11 protein-coding genes are annotated in these 18,156 nt (G+C 35.6%); 4 read left to right on the forward strand and 7 right to left on the reverse strand.

The window, feature by feature from the left end:
- Window positions 1–1,128: 1,128 nt before the first annotated feature.
- Entirely contained in the window at window positions 1,129–2,064 is a 936-nt protein-coding gene (gene ctlX / locus PL77_RS11770) for a citrulline utilization hydrolase CtlX (RefSeq protein ID WP_044205269.1), read from the forward strand.
- Here the strand turns inward: ctlX and PL77_RS11775 are convergent.
- The 7 genes from PL77_RS11775 to PL77_RS30475 all read right to left on the reverse strand — a co-directional run bounded on the left by PL77_RS11775 (window position 2,061) and on the right by PL77_RS30475 (window position 11,869).
- Window positions 2,061–3,320: a hypothetical protein gene (locus PL77_RS11775; protein ID WP_044205272.1), complete on the reverse strand. Its 1,260-nt coding sequence runs from the start codon at window positions 3,318–3,320 to the stop codon at window positions 2,061–2,063. The two genes, ctlX and PL77_RS11775, sit on opposite strands and share 4 nt — an antisense overlap.
- Before the next feature lie 74 nt (window positions 3,321–3,394).
- Window positions 3,395–4,354, reverse strand: a complete 960-nt coding sequence (metF, locus tag PL77_RS11780; RefSeq protein ID WP_044205275.1) for a methylenetetrahydrofolate reductase [NAD(P)H] — start codon at window positions 4,352–4,354, stop codon at window positions 3,395–3,397.
- A 304-nt stretch (window positions 4,355–4,658) separates the two neighbouring features.
- On the reverse strand, window positions 4,659–5,360 hold the full coding sequence (locus PL77_RS11785) for a hypothetical protein (protein ID WP_044205277.1): 702 nt from the start codon (window positions 5,358–5,360) through the stop codon (window positions 4,659–4,661).
- Window positions 5,361–5,369: 9 nt separating this feature from the next.
- Window positions 5,370–6,386 (reverse strand): transaldolase family protein, encoded by a 1,017-nt coding sequence (locus PL77_RS11790; RefSeq protein ID WP_044205280.1) that lies wholly within the window; start codon window positions 6,384–6,386, stop codon window positions 5,370–5,372.
- Window positions 6,387–6,439: 53 nt separating this feature from the next.
- Window positions 6,440–7,270 (reverse strand): 3-deoxy-8-phosphooctulonate synthase, encoded by an 831-nt coding sequence (kdsA, locus tag PL77_RS11795; RefSeq protein ID WP_044205283.1) that lies wholly within the window; start codon window positions 7,268–7,270, stop codon window positions 6,440–6,442.
- 120 nt (window positions 7,271–7,390) lie between these two features.
- Window positions 7,391–8,146, reverse strand: a complete 756-nt coding sequence (gene kdsB / locus PL77_RS11800) for a 3-deoxy-manno-octulosonate cytidylyltransferase (protein WP_044205285.1) — start codon at window positions 8,144–8,146, stop codon at window positions 7,391–7,393.
- A 141-nt stretch (window positions 8,147–8,287) separates the two neighbouring features.
- Window positions 8,288–11,869: a S8 family serine peptidase gene (locus PL77_RS30475; protein ID WP_172665838.1), complete on the reverse strand. Its 3,582-nt coding sequence runs from the start codon at window positions 11,867–11,869 to the stop codon at window positions 8,288–8,290.
- A gap of 335 nt (window positions 11,870–12,204) precedes the next feature.
- On the opposite strand from PL77_RS30475, the gene PL77_RS11810 reads away from it, so the two are divergent.
- The 3 genes from PL77_RS11810 to PL77_RS11820 all read left to right on the forward strand — a co-directional run bounded on the left by PL77_RS11810 (window position 12,205) and on the right by PL77_RS11820 (window position 18,149).
- A complete protein-coding gene (locus PL77_RS11810; protein ID WP_044205288.1) occupies window positions 12,205–13,968 on the forward strand; it encodes a long-chain fatty acid--CoA ligase in 1,764 nt (587 codons plus the stop codon).
- A 235-nt stretch (window positions 13,969–14,203) separates the two neighbouring features.
- The gene (locus PL77_RS11815; protein WP_044205291.1) at window positions 14,204–15,586 is read left to right on the forward strand and encodes a 3' terminal RNA ribose 2'-O-methyltransferase Hen1; all 1,383 of its coding nucleotides are present in this window, start codon (window positions 14,204–14,206) and stop codon (window positions 15,584–15,586) included.
- A complete protein-coding gene (locus tag PL77_RS11820) occupies window positions 15,576–18,149 on the forward strand; it encodes a polynucleotide kinase-phosphatase (protein ID WP_044205294.1) in 2,574 nt (857 codons plus the stop codon). Before PL77_RS11815 ends, PL77_RS11820 begins: the two co-directional genes overlap by 11 nt.
- Window positions 18,150–18,156: the final 7 nt, after the last annotated feature.

The raw sequence follows: 18,156 nt of genomic DNA on the forward strand, positions 1-18,156 counted from the left end.
TGACGATAATTTAGTTTACAATGTACTAACAACTTATTCATTGCTTTAAGTTTGTTGCTGAACAATAACTTAGAAATGAGTAAACAAAAAAAGAGGTTGCCACTGAATGACAACCTCTCCCACAAAGTATGAAATGAAATGAATTATTACTTATATTTTTAACTCTTTATAGAGTATTCTTTCTTTTTTGAGTAATTCAAAAGTTATTTCCTTTTGATTACATAACAAAGGTGCACGATTATTTTCTTTTGTCAAAATTTAAAACGTCGAAATTTAATAAGTGTAAAGTTTGATTTTAAATATTATTAATTTTGTATTTTATACGCTTAATTACTTTTTAGGTATTAAGTGTAAGTTGACCCTTATGTTTCGTAATGCATCTTGCTATGAAAGAAAAAGTTTGTTTGTAAAGTGTTCTGTGGTACACTTAAAAAATTATGACGATATTAAAAATTGTTAAAGATGTTTTTTTGATGATTTTCGCCACTTTTTTGAAGAAAAATTATTTGAGTTAAAGAGATACTGGGTGTCTTAATTTTGGTATGTATCACATTATGAAGCATTTCTTTGTCTGTGAGTGAACTCCTTCATCATGAAGTTCATGATAATTTACCGAGTAGAGATGAAAATTATGTGAACAAAAAAAGAGGTTGCCACTGAATGACAACCTCTCCCACAAAGTATGAAATGAAATGAATTATTACTTATATTTTTAACTCTTTGTAGAGTATTATTTCTTTTTCTGAGTAATTCAAAAGCTTATTTCCTTTTGATTACATTACAAATATGGGGTAATATTTTCTATTGTCAAAGCTTATTCATTTGAAATTTACTACTGCGAAATTTCGCAAAATGCAATATTAGTTTTGTATCAGAAACACTTAATTTGTTTTTATATTGAATTGTTGTATGATGACATAGATCATATTTTGATTTTACATTGAATCACTGACAATAATATAGTTAAGTGTTAGTTCGTACACTTATCAAATTTTTTTTTGAAAAAATCGAAAAAAAAATAGATTTTTTCTTTTTTGAGGTATTAAATGAGAATTTTGAGTAGTATTGCCACTGAATTTTATTCATTATTGATTTACCATACTATACTTATAAAACATATATACACAAATGAATAATTCCTCTCAACATATACTGATGGTAAGACCTGCGTCATTTGGCTTTAATGAAGATACGGCCGTAGATAATGAATTTCAGGAAACCAATTTTGATCTTTCAAATTCAGATTATGTAGAAAGTGCATTAAAGGAGTTTGATCACTACGTAGCTACTCTTAGAGCAAATGACATCGATGTGACTGTCATTGATGATACGCCAGAACCTAAAAAACCTGATAGTCAGTTTCCTAATAACTGGTTTACGACTCATCGTAACGGTGATATATTCTTATATCCAATGCGTCCTCTGAACAGAAGAGCGGAAAGAAGAAAAGATATCATTGATATGCTGGAAATGTGTTTCCATGTGTCTAAAGTGACAGATTTGTCAGTTTACGAAGAGAAAAATCAGTTTTTAGAAGGGACAGGAAGTATTATTTTTGATAGAGTCCATAAGATCGCTTATGCTTGCCTTTCTGGAAGAACTGATAAAGAACTGTTTGAACAGCATGCAGAAACATTAGGTTATGAAGCTGTTGCTTTTAATTCTGTTGATGAAAATGGGAAAGCAATTTATCATACCAACGTAATGCTCTCTATTGCAAGTGATTTTGTGGTGATTTGTGGGGCTTCTATTACAGACCAGAAAGAAAAAGCAATGCTTTGGGATAAGTTTAAAGCTACAGGTAAAGAAATTGTAGATGTTAGTTATGCTCAATTAAGAGACTTTACTTGTAATGTCTTAGAAGTGACAGATTTAAACGGGAATAAAAAGTTCACAATGTCTTCAAGGGCTTATCATTCTTTCACTCCTGAACAGATTGAATTGATGGAGAAGTATGTCAAAATCATTCATTCTCCGATTGATACGATTGAAAATGTTTGTGGTGGTGGTACAAGGTGTATGATGGCGGAAATTTACTTAGCCGAGAATATTCATAACCTCTAATCATTATCAGATAGTTTCAGATAAGGTTCTACTTGAATGAGTAAAACATAGTATAAAAATACACTTGCCCCAATTTTGTATCTACTTAATGATCCTAAATTGGGGCTTGCTATTGCTAAGAACCCAATCATTAATAATGAATAGGCTAATAGAATACTTATAAGTAGTGGATTGTATTTTGAAGTTTTGACTTTTTTGGTAATTAACAGGAAGAAGTTTAGAATAATAAGTACAATTGAAATAAGATTTTCAGTACTGATTAATACATCAAAAATATGTCTTGATGTAAAATAATTGGGGTAAATAAAGGGTGTGATGATGGCTTCTGGAATTGAAAGAAGTATACCGCTCCAGCTTTCATTCATATTTTCAAGGTGAATGGCATATGAATCTTGTTCGTTTAAACTGAGTTTTAAATAATTAGCATAAATCGTTTTTGGAAACTGTTCTAATCCAAAGTGATATTCAAAATTGACGATAAAAATACCACCCAAAACAATGAAGGAAAGTAATAATAAGAAATATTTTTTATTAAATTCAATAGAATTGATTTTCAAATAGATAAAGAATAATATTGGTAAAAAGAAAATTACAAATCCTCCGAAATAATAAAACTTAAGTTGTAGCAAACTATACAATAGGAAAGGAAGGATGATAATAGAAATTGCCCTTACTTTTTTAGTGATGATATCAATTGAAATACCAATGCAAAAATATAAAATAGGTATTGATATCGTTTCTTTAATGACACCACTGCTCCAAAAGACTACTGTTGGAAAACAGAAATTGGCAATTAGAAAGCTAAATTGAGTAGAGGGATAGAGTAAAGAGACTCTTTTTAATAAAAACCATACCCCACAAAAACTGAAAAAAGACATGTAAAGAGACATTACCCAATAATTATTGAAACAAATGAGGCTCAAAACACTTCCAACGATTGTAAAATATACTGTAGAACTGTTGCTTTGGATCAGTTGGGCTTGTATTTCAGGTGGATAGTGATAGGGTTTGGAGAATACGAAATCAATGTATCCTAAAAAGTTAGTTTTAGCAATCTCTGCTAGTTTGACCGAATCATTGTAAAGTATAAATGTATCCCCTCCTTTATAATAATTAGAATAGATGTACCCTAATAGTAAACCCAAAATGAGTTTTACGAATAAGGCTCGATCATAGATAAAGGGAAAAAGAGAAGCATTTTTTTTTCGATGTAAAAAAATACCCGCTGCTAAAAGGAGAATACTAAAAATGATCATAAAAAATGCTGCAACATTTGAATGGACTTCAAAATATTGCAGCAATATAATTACTTCAAGCGAATAATCTAATCCTAGAAGATTGCTTCAGCGATATCTTTTACAGATGTAGATCTACCCATTGAATAGAAATGCATACCTGGAACACCGTATTCAATCAATTCTTTTGATTGTTTGATACCCCACTCAATACCCAATTCCTTGATCTCTTTGTTGTTTTTGCACTTTTTAGCCTCAGTCAATAATTCCTCAGGGAAATCTAACTTAAAGATACTCGGTAAAAGTGTCAATTGCTTTTGAGTTGTCAAAGGCTTGATCCCTGGAAGGATAGGTACAGTAATACCCGCCGCACGACATCTATCTACAAAATCAAAGTACTTTTGATTATCAAAGAACATTTGAGTGACGATGTAATCAGCACCTAATTCTACTTTCTTTTTTAAGAAATCAATGTCCGAAGACATATTTGAAGCGTCCATGTGCTTTTCAGGATAACCTGCTACACCAATACTGAAACCGCCTTTAAATCCTGCTTGATCAGCATATTTAAATTCACCTTCATTCATCTTAGTGACATGCTCTACTAGTTCAGAAGCATAAGCATACCCTTCAGGGTGAGGTGTAAAAGAAGCTTCACCTTTAGCGGCATCACCTCTTAAAGCTAATATATTTTCAATCCCTAAGAAGTTTAATTCAATAAGGATATTTTCTGTTTCTTCTTTAGAAAAACCACCACAAATGATATGAGGGACAGTATCTACTTTGTATTTGTGCATAATGGCAGCACAAACGGCAACTGTACCAGGTCTATGACGTTGGATTGATTTTTCAAATAAGCCGTTTGATAATTCTTTATAAACGTACTCCTCTCTGTGATAGGTAACATCCACAAATGCAGGATTAAACTCCATTAGTGGGTCGATAGCATCAAATAATGATTGAATACTCTTACCTCTTACTGGGGGAAGTAGTTCAAAAGAAAATAATGTCTTTTTATCCTCGGCTGCTTGATTAAGACGATCTATAACTTTCAAAGGCTGTAATATTTAGTTTGTTCGAAACATAAGTACTTGATTACAATCGCTCAAATACATAAAACGTGATCGCAAAGTTATTTTCATCTGTAAGCTTTACCAAAAAGAAAGTGATAAATTTTCTTTTTTTTGATGACTTTTTTATAAAATCTTCAATAATAACGTAGAATGCCTATGAAAATGAAAGCTAATTATGTTCTAATGGGTAAGAATATTTCTGTTGAGTTCTATTTTATATAAAAAAACAATCCCTACTCATCTTTAGAAAAATAGGGATTGAATAAAAAGCTCTTCTAAGTCAGTCTTAAAGAGGATTGTTTTCAATGAATTCACTGCCTTCATTCTTGAAGAACTTAGTAGGAATTTCATTTCTAAGTTTGATGTATTTCGCATAATCACCTTCAAAATCAACTCTCTTGTCGATAGTCTCATCAAAACGATCCAATAAACATAATACAACTTCTGATACTTCTCTTACAGCATTACTGTTGCCTGCATTACCAGTAATGTAATCAGCATAGCCATGCATACGGCAATATTCAGTGAAAAGCGGGCTTCCTTGTCTTCCGACCATAAAACGGGCACCTACTTCTCTCGCCAAAGAAATGTCAAGGATATCATCAAAAGTGAAAAGGATTTCTTCTGCTTTTACGCCAGACATGCTGTCTACTAGCGGAAGTACTTTTACTTTGTCTTTGACTAAGTAACAAACAGCATCAAAATGTTCTCTTTTGGCCCATTTAAATGCCGCTTCGTTAAATTCTCCAGTTACAACTGCAGTGAAAGGGATTTCACCGTGCTCTAAGAAGTAGCCAAAACGAAGCATATTTACACCCATAGAGTCCACTTCGCTAAACGGACTCGGCATAGCACCGCCTTTTACACCGCCATTAAAAACACCGTCCCAGTCAAAGATCAATCCTTTGACTTTTTTCAATTGCTCTAAAAGAGAAGAGGAGGCGGTTACAAACACGCCTCCTCCTTCTTCGAATAATTCTTCTCTCATGGTTAGAGATTAGTATTTTACGATATCTTGAACGTCTAATAAACCAATAGCTTTACCGTCAAGTGTTACTACTAGTTCGTCAACTTGCTTCTCCTTGATTAAGTTTGATGCAGCGAATAATAATTCGTGAGCATCGATAGAGATAGGAGCTGTTAATCCTAAATCACCAACTTTGATGCTTGAAACATCACCACCTTTTTCAGATACTAAACGACGTAAGTCACCATCAGTGAAGATACCGATAGCAGCACCGTTAGCGTCTACTACAGTAGCAGCACCAGTTTTGTTGTTTGTCATTACTACTAATGCTTCAGCGATTGTAGCGTCAGCAGTGATAGTAGGGTTGATGTCAGATAAAGCATCACCTACACGAACAGTCATTAAACGAGTATCGTTGATGAACTGATCAGTACCGATTTTTGTGAAGTGGTTCTCAGTTAATTGAGACATGATCTTCCAAGGTACAGTAATAGTGTGAACTCCGATGTCTACAGCGTCACGTACGTGTTGGATAGTACGAACTGAAGAGAACATGATTTTAGTATTGTAACCATAGTAGTTTACAGCTTCAACACAATCTTTAACTAAAGATAAAGCATCATGACCTTGGTCTTGTAAACGACCAACTAGAGGACAAACATAAGTTGCTCCAGCTTGCATAGCCATATACGCTTGTTGTAAAGTGTATACAAGGTGAACGTTCACTTTGAAACCTTCTTTTACAAGCATGCTACAAGCTTTAAGACCTACTTTAGATACAGGAATTTTGTAAACAGTAGTTTCACGGTCTAAACCTAACGCCTCTTGACGTTTTGCTTCAGCAACGATTTCTTCTGCAGTGTCACCTAATGCTTCGATTTGAAGAACAGGAACAATTTTCGACAACTCAACGATAGTACCGTCGATATCAGTGATACCGTGACGTGCCATGAACGTAGGAGTTGTAGTTAAACCAGTCATGAACGGAAGTTGTTCAAAAGACGATTTGATCTCATTGATCTCCGCAGAATCTAAATATAATTCCATACTAGTAAGTATATATTTTGTTTTTTTAAATCGGAAAAAATGTGAAGAAAGTACTAGCGGTAGCTTACTTCGATATTGTGTAATTCAATTAGAGGTTTCATGAACTCTTCTAACTGATTTACATCTAATTGACTTGCCGCGTCACAAAGAGCTTCGTTAGGGCAAGGGTGAGTTTCGATAAATAAACCATCGATACCTGCAGCTACACCAGCTCTAGCCAATGTGCTTAAGTATTGACGAGCTCCACCTGTAGGATCCGCAGAAGGGATACCGTATTTACGGATAGAGTGAGTTACATCAAATACAACTGGATATCCTGTTTGTCTCATTTCGTAGAATGAACGAGGGTCAACAATCAAATCGTTGTAACCAAAAGAATAACCTCTTTCTGTTAAAATGATGTTTTTATTGCCTGTAGACTCCACTTTTTGAGCAGGCTTAATCATATTTTCAGGAGCTAAGAACTGACCGTGCTTGATGTTTACTACTTTACCTGTTTCTGCAGAAGCAACTACTAGGTCAGTTTGCATACATAAATAAGCAGGAATCTGAAGAATATCTAAAACCTCAGCAGCAGGTTTTACTTGGTCAGGATAATGAATATCTGAAACTAAAGAGAAACCGAATTCATCTTTTACTTTTTGAAGGATTCTTAAACCTTCATCAATACCAGGTCCTCTATAGTAATCTACTGAAGATCTGTTATCTTTTTGGAAAGATGCTTTATAGATCATCGGAATGTTTAAACGTTCCGTAACCTCTTTTAATTTCTCTGCTGTTTTCATCATGATACTCTCGTCCTCAATAACACAAGGACCAGAAATCAGGAATAACTCGTCGGCTCCACAGTTAATATCGCCAACTTTGACAATGTTTTTACTCATCTGTATATATTGCTTTTGTATTGGGTGATGTCCAAACATAAAGGACTAATCTCCAACGATGCGCAATTTAATTTATTTTTAAATTAATGCCCAATGATAAACGTTAGCTATTTGTAAATTTTAAACTAACTTTTGCATAATTTGTCGAACACGTTCTAAATCCTCTTTTGTATCTACAGGAATGCTGTCATGCTCTGTAATACCGACCTTGATTTTGTAACCGTGCTCAATCCATCTTAGCTGTTCCAACGACTCTAATTGCTCTAAATTTGTAGGCTCAAGAGAAGAAAATTTCGCTAAGGCTTCTTTGGTATATGCATAAAGACCAATGTGTTTATAAAAAGTGGTATGTTGCATCCACTCTTTCGGGTCCACACCTCTTACGGTAGGAATGACTGCTCTACTGAAATACAATGCGTCTTTATTGTGATCAAAAGTCACAAATACCTCACTATTATTGATCAAGTCTTCTTCATGAACAACCGGCAAGACGAGTGTAGCAAATTCAGTACTTTCATCAAAACTTTCGATCAACTCAGTCAGTTGAACAGGCTCTAGAAGAGGTTCGTCTCCTTGGATGTTCACTACTGCATCAAAGTTTTTACCTGTTTGTTGGTTGACGATCTCTAAGGCTTCAAGACATCTTGATGTACCGTTAGAATGATCAACTGAAGTCATGACTACGTTCCCTCCAAATGATTCAACTGCCTCAACAATACGTACATCGTCTGTGGCGATATACACATTTTCTACTGTTGCAGTAGCACGTTCGTATACGTGTTGAATCATCGGTTTTCCACAAATATCAGCAAGTGGCTTACCTTCCAATCTAGATGACCCATAGCGAGCAGGAATAATTCCTAAAAACTTACGCATATTTAAATTATTGATTCTTATTCGATTAGAGCTTGAAGAGTGTTGAAAAATCCCTAAAAACTCATAGTGGCTACAAATGTACTATTTTTGTTTTTGTTGACACTAAAATATTAAGAAATGATAAATTAAAAGTTTACAACGTTATTGAATGGAAATTTGCCATGATTTGCTTCCATATTTCGAAGAGGCTTTCAAAATACAATTCTTACTCTGAAGTGTTCTTGGAAGATAAATTGTATAATGTGCTCCGTTTATGGTATACGGAATTTGATCCAATAGTAAGCGTCCGTCTGTTGTATAGAGTTCAAATGACATCACTCCTAGATTTCTTGATAAAGCTAGATGTATGATGCCATCATGCACTGGATTTGGATACAATTTACCTTCTTCCAAAGTAGAGACCACTGAACTTAATGGGTTGTCACTTTTTACTTCAATTTCTTTTGAAATAATATAGGTACAGCCAGCTCGGTTGGTTGCAAATAGTCTTAATTCTGAAGTTCCGGTAGATGTAAACGTAGGAGTGACTGAAATGGCATTGGTTTCACCTATTTGTTCGCCATCAAGATACCATGTCCATGTAGTTGCATTATTGTGTGCACTGAAAGTGGCAGTGATGTTTCCATCAACATAAGAAATACTATCTGAAAGTGTATAAGTATTGAAAGTGGAGTCAATGACTACTTCAGTATATACTTTATCAGAAATTGCGATGTTTCCACTGCCGCAAGTAATCCAAAAAGAAGTGTCTCGCTGTATGTCTTGTAATAGGAGTGAACTTCCTGTATAAAGCAGTTGTGTTAAGAATTCGTCTTTGTAAAAATTATACATACCACAGCCTTTAGGTTGTATAATTACGCTACTATTAATACACGAATAAAGCGTTGGTTCAATATCCAATACCGGAATCACTTCCCCTCTTAATTGCACGATATCTCCATTATACACATATCTCCCTTGGGATTGAACATAATAATAGTCGATAGAATCAATTAAGACTTCAAATTGCCTTCCTCTACTTTGTAGTACTTTATTATCATCATCGTCACTTTTGTACAAGGCTAAAGAATCAAAGTCATCTGTTCTGATTGTAACGAATTCTCCTTCATAAGCTGCTTGAAATGGAATTTCAGGAGAAGGACCTTTTAACCAATATTGAGTGTAAGGACGAATGCTGTCAATTTGAGCATGAAGTTGTGTTAAACTATCGGCTGCTGTAATAAGGAATCCTACTCTCGCCGTCTCGTTCGCTTGTAATTTTGGAATACTTAAACTGATCACACTAGATGAATTGGTACCGACTCCGGCTGCACCGACTGTTGTAGTGCCAATACCTGATGAAACCGCTTGAATTTTCTCTTGATCCGTAAAGCCATCTGTGATATCAATAGCACTATTGTCACCATTTGAATTATCTATGGCTTGGATATTAATTTTACCTTCATTTAATAATGTAATAGCCGCATACTTTCTTTCATTGACGTGTTTTACAAATACCATTCTTCTCTCTGGGTCATAGTCTAAAATAGAACTGTCAGCAGGGAAGTCATTTTGAGAAAAAGTAGTGTATTCCATCATCCAATCCATGAAAAGCCCTGCATATAGCGTGTCAATTTCAGCATTGGAATTATTCTTTATAGCGAGTTCGGTAAAGAATTCACTGTTTACGTAATATTGATTTCCAGAAAAATAAGTTTGATCAACCTCAACGGATACAGGAGCATTTGATTTTGAGTCAACATATTTCATTGTGTAAGCATGAACAGGGAAATTGTTGTCAGAAGCGTATTCTCTTATATAATTGACAAAAGAAACACCTTGAAAATCGGCACTTCTAGTATTAGTATTGATGTTTGTATAGGTAGCGTCAGATACCCTGTCTTTACTGGCCAATATGACACCTGCTTGCCTTGTGAGGTGATAATACCCAAAATTATTGTTAAGATTTGAAGTATAATAGTTTAATCCATGCTCTTTACCTATAGTGCCATCAGGGCGGAATACCCCTGTGATTTTACTGAAATTGATAAACTGTTCAAGCGTGATATTTAATTCAACATTTTGCCAGTCCTTATAAACATAATTAGAAGTACTATCTACAAAGTTGATTCTGAAGTGCACATTTTCCTGAAGGTTGGCTGATTCACTAATTTTAAAAAGAAAAGGAGTGTTTTCATTTGAAATTTCTTGCTCATCATTTAGTTGCCCGATAAAAGTAGTATCAGAGATTGGGGTATAACTATCGCTGTAGGAAGTCATAATAGCTTTTAAGTCCCCAGAATTTCCATTTAAAATATTTTTAAAATCAAACCAAATTGCAATAGTGTCTCCTTGCTCTATTGTGATATCCCTTGTGATGTGATGACCATACTGTATATTTTCAGCTTGAATAATATGTGCACTGTCTTTATAAGTTAATGCTCGGTATGCATCGGCTAAACCATATCCAAAGACATATTTATTGTTGGCATTACTTCCAATGGAATAAAAAGTCGTATCGGCAGTAAAGCGAATAAGTTGTTTGACTTGTTTGGCAGTAAGTTCTGGATACTCACCTCTAACTAAGGCGGCAATTCCTGTAAGTGTAGGTGATGCAAATGAAGTACCTGTAGCTCCTTTGTACCCATTGTTTGTTGTGGTAGTTAAAGAGCCGTCTGTTCCTGCGACAGTGATATTGTAACTTTTAGTATAGTTTCTGTGATTTTTATTTTGATCTACAGCAGACACCGACATTACATTTTCATAAGAAGCTGGGTAATAATCTGTGAGCACTTGACCGTGATTATCATTTCCCGCAGCAGCGATGAATAACACATCATATTCGGGGTCTTCAGTATAAAAGTCAATGACTTCAGCATAAGCTCTTGAACTTACATTAGCGGCACCCCATGACATATTAATGATATCAGCTCCATTTTCAGCAAGGTAGCTTAAGCTACTTAAAGTATTTCTTACGGCAAATATCATTTTTGTATTAAAACCCATACCTGCAATTCCAATCTCGTTATCAGGTACAGCACTGGCATTACCAGCGACTTCAGTACCATGATCTGTACCTGTTAAGTTGCCACTGTTCGTACGGAAATTGTATCCATAAATATCGTCAACATAACCGTTATTATCATCGTCAATACCCGCAATACCATTAAGTTCTAATTCATTGATTTTTATATTGCCTTTAAGGTCTTCGTGTTCTACATCAAAGCCACTGTCATGAATACCAATGATGACATCTTCGCTACCCTTCGTAATTGCCCAAGCTTGTTTTAGGTTGTGATTGAAGATGTTGTGTTGTGATGTATGGCTTGGATCATTAGGAGTATATTCTGGGATTTCCTGCAAATCTTTGTAGTAAACGTCGATTTCAGCATACTCTACAAGAGGATGTTTATATAATTCTTCTAACGCAGCTTGGATGTCGTCGCCATTATTAATATGAATTTCTAAGATATCAGGTCTTTCTTTTTGAAAAATTTGATAGAAAGAAAAGGGATTCTTAGAAGGAGGAATGATGTGTGAAAACTTTTTAGGGGAAAGCATTTTAGCAGGGTAGTCACGGTCTTCAAGGTAAGACGTAGACCAAGGTTGAAGAATCTCTGCATCCGTACTTTTAAGCTTAGCATAAATCACTGAACGATTTTGCTCTTGTGCATTCGTCATAAAATGGAAAGACACAAGAATCGTAACAATGATAAATTTAGAGAGGGTATTATATAATGACATTCCTTTCATGGAGAAATTGCAATCTGTGTAAAGTCATGAAAAACAACTTTATAAAGCTGTTTTCATTTATATCTTCTTAAAATTAGGACAAATATATTATTATCAATAGATTTAAGATAACACAAAATCCAATAACAAGAAAGAATGTCTCTTAACAAAGTCATTGGAACAAACTTTAGAAGCATTTGAAAGGATAAAATAAGTTTTCTGAACTGATTGAAGCCTCTTTTATGTTGCATCATTCTCTTTATATAGCTTCCCTTTTACCTGAATAATATTAAACCTAGTTGCTTCATTTGAAGAGACATTCCAATTTAATTAACAACCAATAAATTATGACAACACCTAAACGCACATTTGATTTTCTATACGTGCAACAAGAGAACTTCCCGAAAGAGGACTGCGTCGCTTACAAGCAAAATAAACAATGGAGAAAGTTCTCTACAAATGAAGTCGTCGAAATCGTTAACAATCTTAGTGTAGGATTTCTTGAGTCAGGCTTAAAAAGTGGCGATAAAGTAGCAATCATCTCAGCTAACAGACCTGAATGGAATTTCATTGATTTAGCCTGTCAGCAAGTCGGTATTATTTCAGTGCCGATCTATCCGACGATCACTGTAGATGATTACAGCTATATTTTTGAGAATTCGGATTCGAAATTTGTTTTTGTAGGAGATGAGGATCTGTTTCAAAAATCAACTGAAGCAGCAGAGAAAGCGACTAACATTGAGAAGATCTTCACCTTTGATCAAATTGAAAATGCTCCACATTGGACTGAAGTAGAAGAACTAGGGAAAGGGAAAGAAAGAACAGCGGTAAAGGAAATGATGTCAAACATTAAAGAAGATGACTTGATGACTATCATTTATACTTCTGGCACTACAGGAAGACCAAAAGGAGTAATGCTTTCCCATAAAAATGTTGTTTCTAATGCAATAGCAGTATCTTCTGTTTGCCCTATTGAGAAAGGAAAGTCGAAAGCCTTAAGTTTTCTGCCTTTATGCCATATCTACGAAAGAACAGGCTTCCATTATTTCCTTCAGTACGGCGTTTCTGTTTATTATGCCGAAAGTATGGAAACGATCGCTGCCAATCTACAAGAAGTGAAGCCAGATGTATTCAACACAGTACCACGTTTGTTGGAAAAAATCTATGATAAAATTATAGCAAAAGGTCTAGAAGCAAGCGGACCGAAACGTGCTATTTTCTTTTGGGCGCTCAACTTAGGCCTCCGTTATGAGCCAAGAAAAGATCAAGGTTTTATTTATGATAAACAGCTGGAATTGGCCAATAAACTAGTTTTCTCAAAATGGAGAGAAGCTTTGGGAGGTAATGTGAAAGCAATTAATGTAGGAGCAGCAGCACTTCAGCCTCGTTTAGCTAGAGTTTTCTGGTCGGCAGGGATAAAACTTTGTGAAGGGTACGGATTAACGGAGACATCACCGGTGATTGCTGTAAATAGAGCAGAAGAGATTGATATGATGGTGGGTACAGTAGGGCCATTGATTGAAGGAGTGGAAGTGAAAATTGCTGATGATGGGGAGATTCTCGCCAAAGGACCTAATGTCATGATGGGATATTATAAAAATCCAGAGAAAACAGCAGAAGTTTTGCAAGATGGATGGTTCCATACGGGTGATATTGGTGAGCTAGTAGAAGGAAAATTTCTTAAAATTACGGACCGTAAAAAGGAAATGTTCAAAACATCTGGAGGGAAATATGTTGCACCTCAATTGATAGAAAATAAAATCAAGGAATCTTATTTTATTGAGCAAGCGGCGGTGATAGGAAATAATAGAAAATTCCCATCAGCACTAGTTGTTCCTAATTTTGAAGGATTGAAAGAATGGTGCAACTTACATCATATCAATTATACCACTGATCACGAAATGATCAAGAATGATCAGGTCCTTGAAAAAATTGAACAGGAAATTGAGAAAGCGAATAAAAACTTTGCTCAATGGGAAAAAGTGAAGAAAATATCGCTTGTTGATCATGTTTGGTCCATTGATTCAGGAGAGGTAACACCTACGTTGAAATTAAAACGGAAGGTGATCAATGAGAAATATGAGAGCATGATTGAGGAAATGTATCAATAATTTTTGAAGAGGCTATGAGGTGAAATTCATAGCCTTTTTTATTTGTAATTAATCTATAGAATATACTTTGTTTGATGTGATTTAATTATTCTTTACTTTTATTTACCTGTTTAGGAAAAGCAAACTAAATTTTGTCTGACAATAACAACAAACTAATATTGAATTCTCACAAGAAGGAGATATTTTTAGCTTAATCTACAGCAGGAATTAAATTTTTTTGAAACTTAAAAATCAAATGTTACTCAACATCACAACCACGCATCAGCCTGCGTCTGTATTGGGGTTTATGTTGCATAAGCATCCCGATAAACTGCAAACTGTAAAACTGTCCATCGGAAAAGCACATGTATTTTACCCCGAAAGCTCAGAAGAGAAAACAACAGTGTCTTTGTTGTTGGATATTGATCCAATTGACATGGTAAGAGGAGGTAGAAACCTGTCAGGAAAAGGATTCGCATTGGGTCAATATGTGAATGACCGACCTTATGTGGCTTCGTCATTTATGAGCGTAGCCTTATCGAAAGCTTTTTCAACAGCGATGAACGGAAAGTGTAGTCATGATCCCAGTCTTGTAGATGTTGAGATGCCCTTTGAAGTAAGTTTAACTTCATTGCCAGCTCCAAAAGGTGGGGAATTGCTGATTAGAAATATGTTTGAACCTCTAGGTTATGAGGTGGGATTGGAACGTTATACGTTGGATGAAAAATTCACGGAATGGGGCGATAGTAAATACTTTACATTGAATTTAAAACATACTTTGAAATTGAAAGATCTGCTTTCTCACTTGTATGTTTTAATTCCAGCGTTGGACAATGATAAGCATTATTATGTGAGCAATAATGAAGTTGAAAAACTTTTGGACAAAGGAAAAGAATGGTTGAAAGATCATCCTGAGAAAGAACAGATCACCAAAAGATATCTTTTTAATTTAAGCCACCTTTCAAGAAAAGCCTTAGAACAACTCCGTGATGAGGATGTCGAAGAAAATGAGGTGGAGGAAAATGTGAAGAAGGAAACATTGCATACTCAACGTTTGAAATTGGTCTTGGAAAAACTTTTAGCTTCCGGGGCTAAAAATGTGATTGATTTAGGTTGTGGAGAAGGAAAACTGATTCGAATGCTGATCAAGGAAAAGCAATTAGAGAAAATTGTCGGAATGGATGTTTCCTATCAAGATTTGACCAAGTGCAAGGAACGTCTGCATTGGGAGGAAATGGCACCTAAGCAAAAAGATCGAATTGACCTTTTTCAAGGAGCATTGACGTACCAAGATGATCGTTTGGCAGGGTTTGATGCGGCTACGATTGTGGAAGTGATTGAACATATGGATGAAAGCCGTCTTCAATCTTTTGAAAGGGTTGTATTCGAATTCGCAAAGCCTAAAACGGTTTTTCTTACCACACCAAATGGTGAGTACAATGTACTTTATGAGAGCATGGAAGAAAATACTATGCGTCATACAGACCATCGTTTTGAGTGGACAAGAGCAGAGTTTGAAACGTGGGCGAACAAAGTAGCCGAAACGTACAATTACACCGTTTCATTTTTATCAATCGGAGAAGAAGACAGTAAAGTAGGAGCTCCATCACAAATGGCAATTTTTAATCATGGAAATTAAAGTACCTGAATTATCATTAGTACTTCTTATCGGTTCTTCGGGTTCAGGTAAGAGTACATTCGCATCAAAACATTTTAATCAATACGAAGTCGTATCATCAGATATTTGCAGAGGTATAGTGTCTAATGATGAGAACAGTCAGAAAGCGTCACAGGATGCTTTTGATGTATTGAATTTTATTATAGAAAAAAGGCTGAAGAACGGCCTGCTTACGGTAGTGGATGCTACCAATGTACAGAAGCAAGCAAGAAAGAATTTATTGAATCTTGCTAAAAAATACCATACGCTTCCTGTTGCCCTTGTTTTAGATATGCCTCAGAAAGTATGTGAGGAAAGAAACAAGGAAAGGGAAGATCGTAATTTTGGCAATCATGTTATTCGTAATCAGCAACAGCAACTTCGAAAATCAATCAGAGGTTTGAAGAAGGAAGGTTTCAGAAAGACTTATGTGTTAAAAGGAGAGGAAGAGGTGGAAGCTGTCACTGGAGTGGTAAGAGAAAAACTCTACAATGACAAAAAAGATATGCATGGTCCTTTTGATATCATTGGTGACATTCATGGCTGTTATGATGAAACAATTGAATTATTAGAGAAACTTGGTTATGTGATGAATCAAGTGGAAGATAATGGTTCAAATTATGGTATCGAAGTAACACACCCAGAAGGTAGAAAAGTAATTTTCTTAGGTGATTTAGTGGATAGAGGTCCAAAATCTCCTGAAGTATTGAAGTTGGTGATGAGTATGGTCAGAAGTGAAGTCGCTTTGTGTGTGCCCGGTAATCATGACATCAAATTACAAAAGAAACTGAGTGGCAGAGATGTGCAATTGAAGCACGGATTGGAAGTAACGATGGAACAGTTGGAAGGTGCTTCTGATGCATTTTTAGAAGATGTAAGAGAGTTTCTTTACAGTCTAGTCAGTCATTATATTTTAGATAATGGAAAATTGGTAGTTGCTCATGCAGGTGTGAAAGAAGAAATGCAGGGAAGAGGATCTGGAGCAGTACGATCATTCTGTCTTTATGGAGAAACTACGGGTGAGATTGATGAATTTGGCTTGCCTGTCCGATACAATTGGGCTTCTGAATACAGAGGTAGTGCGAAAGTGGTGTACGGTCACACTCCAGTTCCGGAAGCAGAGTGGTTTAATAAGACTATCGATATTGACACAGGTTGTGTATTTGGAGGGAAATTGACCGCATTACGTTATCCAGAAGAAGAATTAATTTCGGTGGATGCAGCAAAAGTGTACAGTGAGCCAGTGAAACCTTTGGAAGCAGGAAGTTCATCAGGCATGTCACATCAGCAGGAATATGACGATTTGTTGGTGATTGATGATGTCATTGGAAAGCGAATAGTGCAGACAAGGTTGAGAAATAACCTGACTATTAAGGAAGAAAATTCCATTGCTGCACTAGAAGTAATGAGCCGATTTGCTATTAATCCAAAATGGTTGATCTACTTGCCTCCAACTATGTCTCCTTGTGAAACGAGTGATTTGCCTAACTATTTAGAACATCCAAAAGAAGCGATCAATTACTTCAAAAAACGTGGAGTAGAGCAGTTGGTTTGTGAAGAAAAGCACATGGGCTCAAGGGTTGTTCTTGTGGTTTGTAAAAATGAAGAAGTAGTACTGAAGCGTTTTGGTATTGAAAATGAAGGTATCGGAGTTTGTTATACTAGAACTGGAAGAAACTTTTTCAATGATCAGGCTATTGAAAAAGAATTCCTAAGTAGAGTGCAAAGTGCCTTAACGGAATCAGGATTCTGGGAACAATTTGATACCGATTGGGTTTGTTTGGATGCTGAATTGATGCCTTGGTCTGCTAAAGCACAGTCGCTTTTGAAAGATCAATATGCTGCGGTAGGTACTTCTGCTCAGAGATCACTGTCGGCAGTAGAGGCAGTATTGCAAAAAACACAAAGCAGAGGAGTGGAAGGCATTGAACAATTATTGTCGAAAGTAACTGATAAAAGAGGGACGGTTGACAAATATATTGATGCCTACAGAAACTATTGTTGGGAAGTGAAATCAATCAGTGATTATAAATTGGCTCCATTCCATATTTTAGCTACAGAAGGTCAAGTTCATGTAGATAAAGACCATCAATGGCATATGGAAAAAATCCAATCAATTTGTGAAGCAGATAAGGAAATTTTCAGAATCACACCTTACAAAATTGTGAATACAAAAAGTGAGGAGAGCATTCAAGAGGTCATTGATTGGTGGACAGATTTGACGGCTAAAGGTGGTGAAGGAATGGTAGTGAAATCCTTCGACTTCATTACTCGTGGTAAAGATGGTTTGCAACAGCCTGCTATAAAATGTAGAGGAAGTGAATATTTGAGAATCATTTATGGTCCAGAATATGATTTGCCGGAAAATCTTGAACGACTTAAAAATAGAGGACTTTCAAGAAAACGTTCTTTGGCGCTGAGAGAATTTGCTTTGGGTATTGAGAGCTTAGAGCGTTTCGTACAACAAGAACCATTGAGACGAGTACATGAAACCGTTTTTGGTGTTTTAGCTTTAGAAAGCGAAGAAGTAGATCCAAGGTTGTAAATTTGTT

Source organism: Flammeovirga sp. OC4 (genome assembly GCF_000812565.1).
In the GTDB taxonomy this organism is placed as follows: domain Bacteria; phylum Bacteroidota; class Bacteroidia; order Cytophagales; family Flammeovirgaceae; genus Flammeovirga.

Excerpts from the sequence above, each read along its gene's own strand:
- kdsB (WP_044205285.1), bottom strand. The coding sequence starts at position 8,146 with ATGCGTAAGTTTTTAGGAATTATTCCTGCTCGCTATGGGTCATCTAGA.
- PL77_RS11810 (WP_044205288.1), top strand. The coding sequence starts at position 12,205 with ATGACAACACCTAAACGCACATTTGATTTTCTATACGTGCAACAAGAG.
- PL77_RS11820 (WP_044205294.1), top strand. The coding sequence starts at position 15,576 with ATGGAAATTAAAGTACCTGAATTATCATTAGTACTTCTTATCGGTTCT.
- PL77_RS11775 (WP_044205272.1), bottom strand. The coding sequence starts at position 3,320 with ATGATCATTTTTAGTATTCTCCTTTTAGCAGCGGGTATTTTTTTACAT.
- PL77_RS30475 (WP_172665838.1), bottom strand. The coding sequence starts at position 11,869 with ATGTCATTATATAATACCCTCTCTAAATTTATCATTGTTACGATTCTT.
- PL77_RS11815 (WP_044205291.1), top strand. The coding sequence starts at position 14,204 with ATGTTACTCAACATCACAACCACGCATCAGCCTGCGTCTGTATTGGGG.
- PL77_RS11790 (WP_044205280.1), bottom strand. The coding sequence starts at position 6,386 with ATGGAATTATATTTAGATTCTGCGGAGATCAATGAGATCAAATCGTCT.
- kdsA (WP_044205283.1), bottom strand. The coding sequence starts at position 7,270 with ATGAGTAAAAACATTGTCAAAGTTGGCGATATTAACTGTGGAGCCGAC.
- PL77_RS11785 (WP_044205277.1), bottom strand. The coding sequence starts at position 5,360 with ATGAGAGAAGAATTATTCGAAGAAGGAGGAGGCGTGTTTGTAACCGCC.
- ctlX (WP_044205269.1), top strand. The coding sequence starts at position 1,129 with ATGAATAATTCCTCTCAACATATACTGATGGTAAGACCTGCGTCATTT.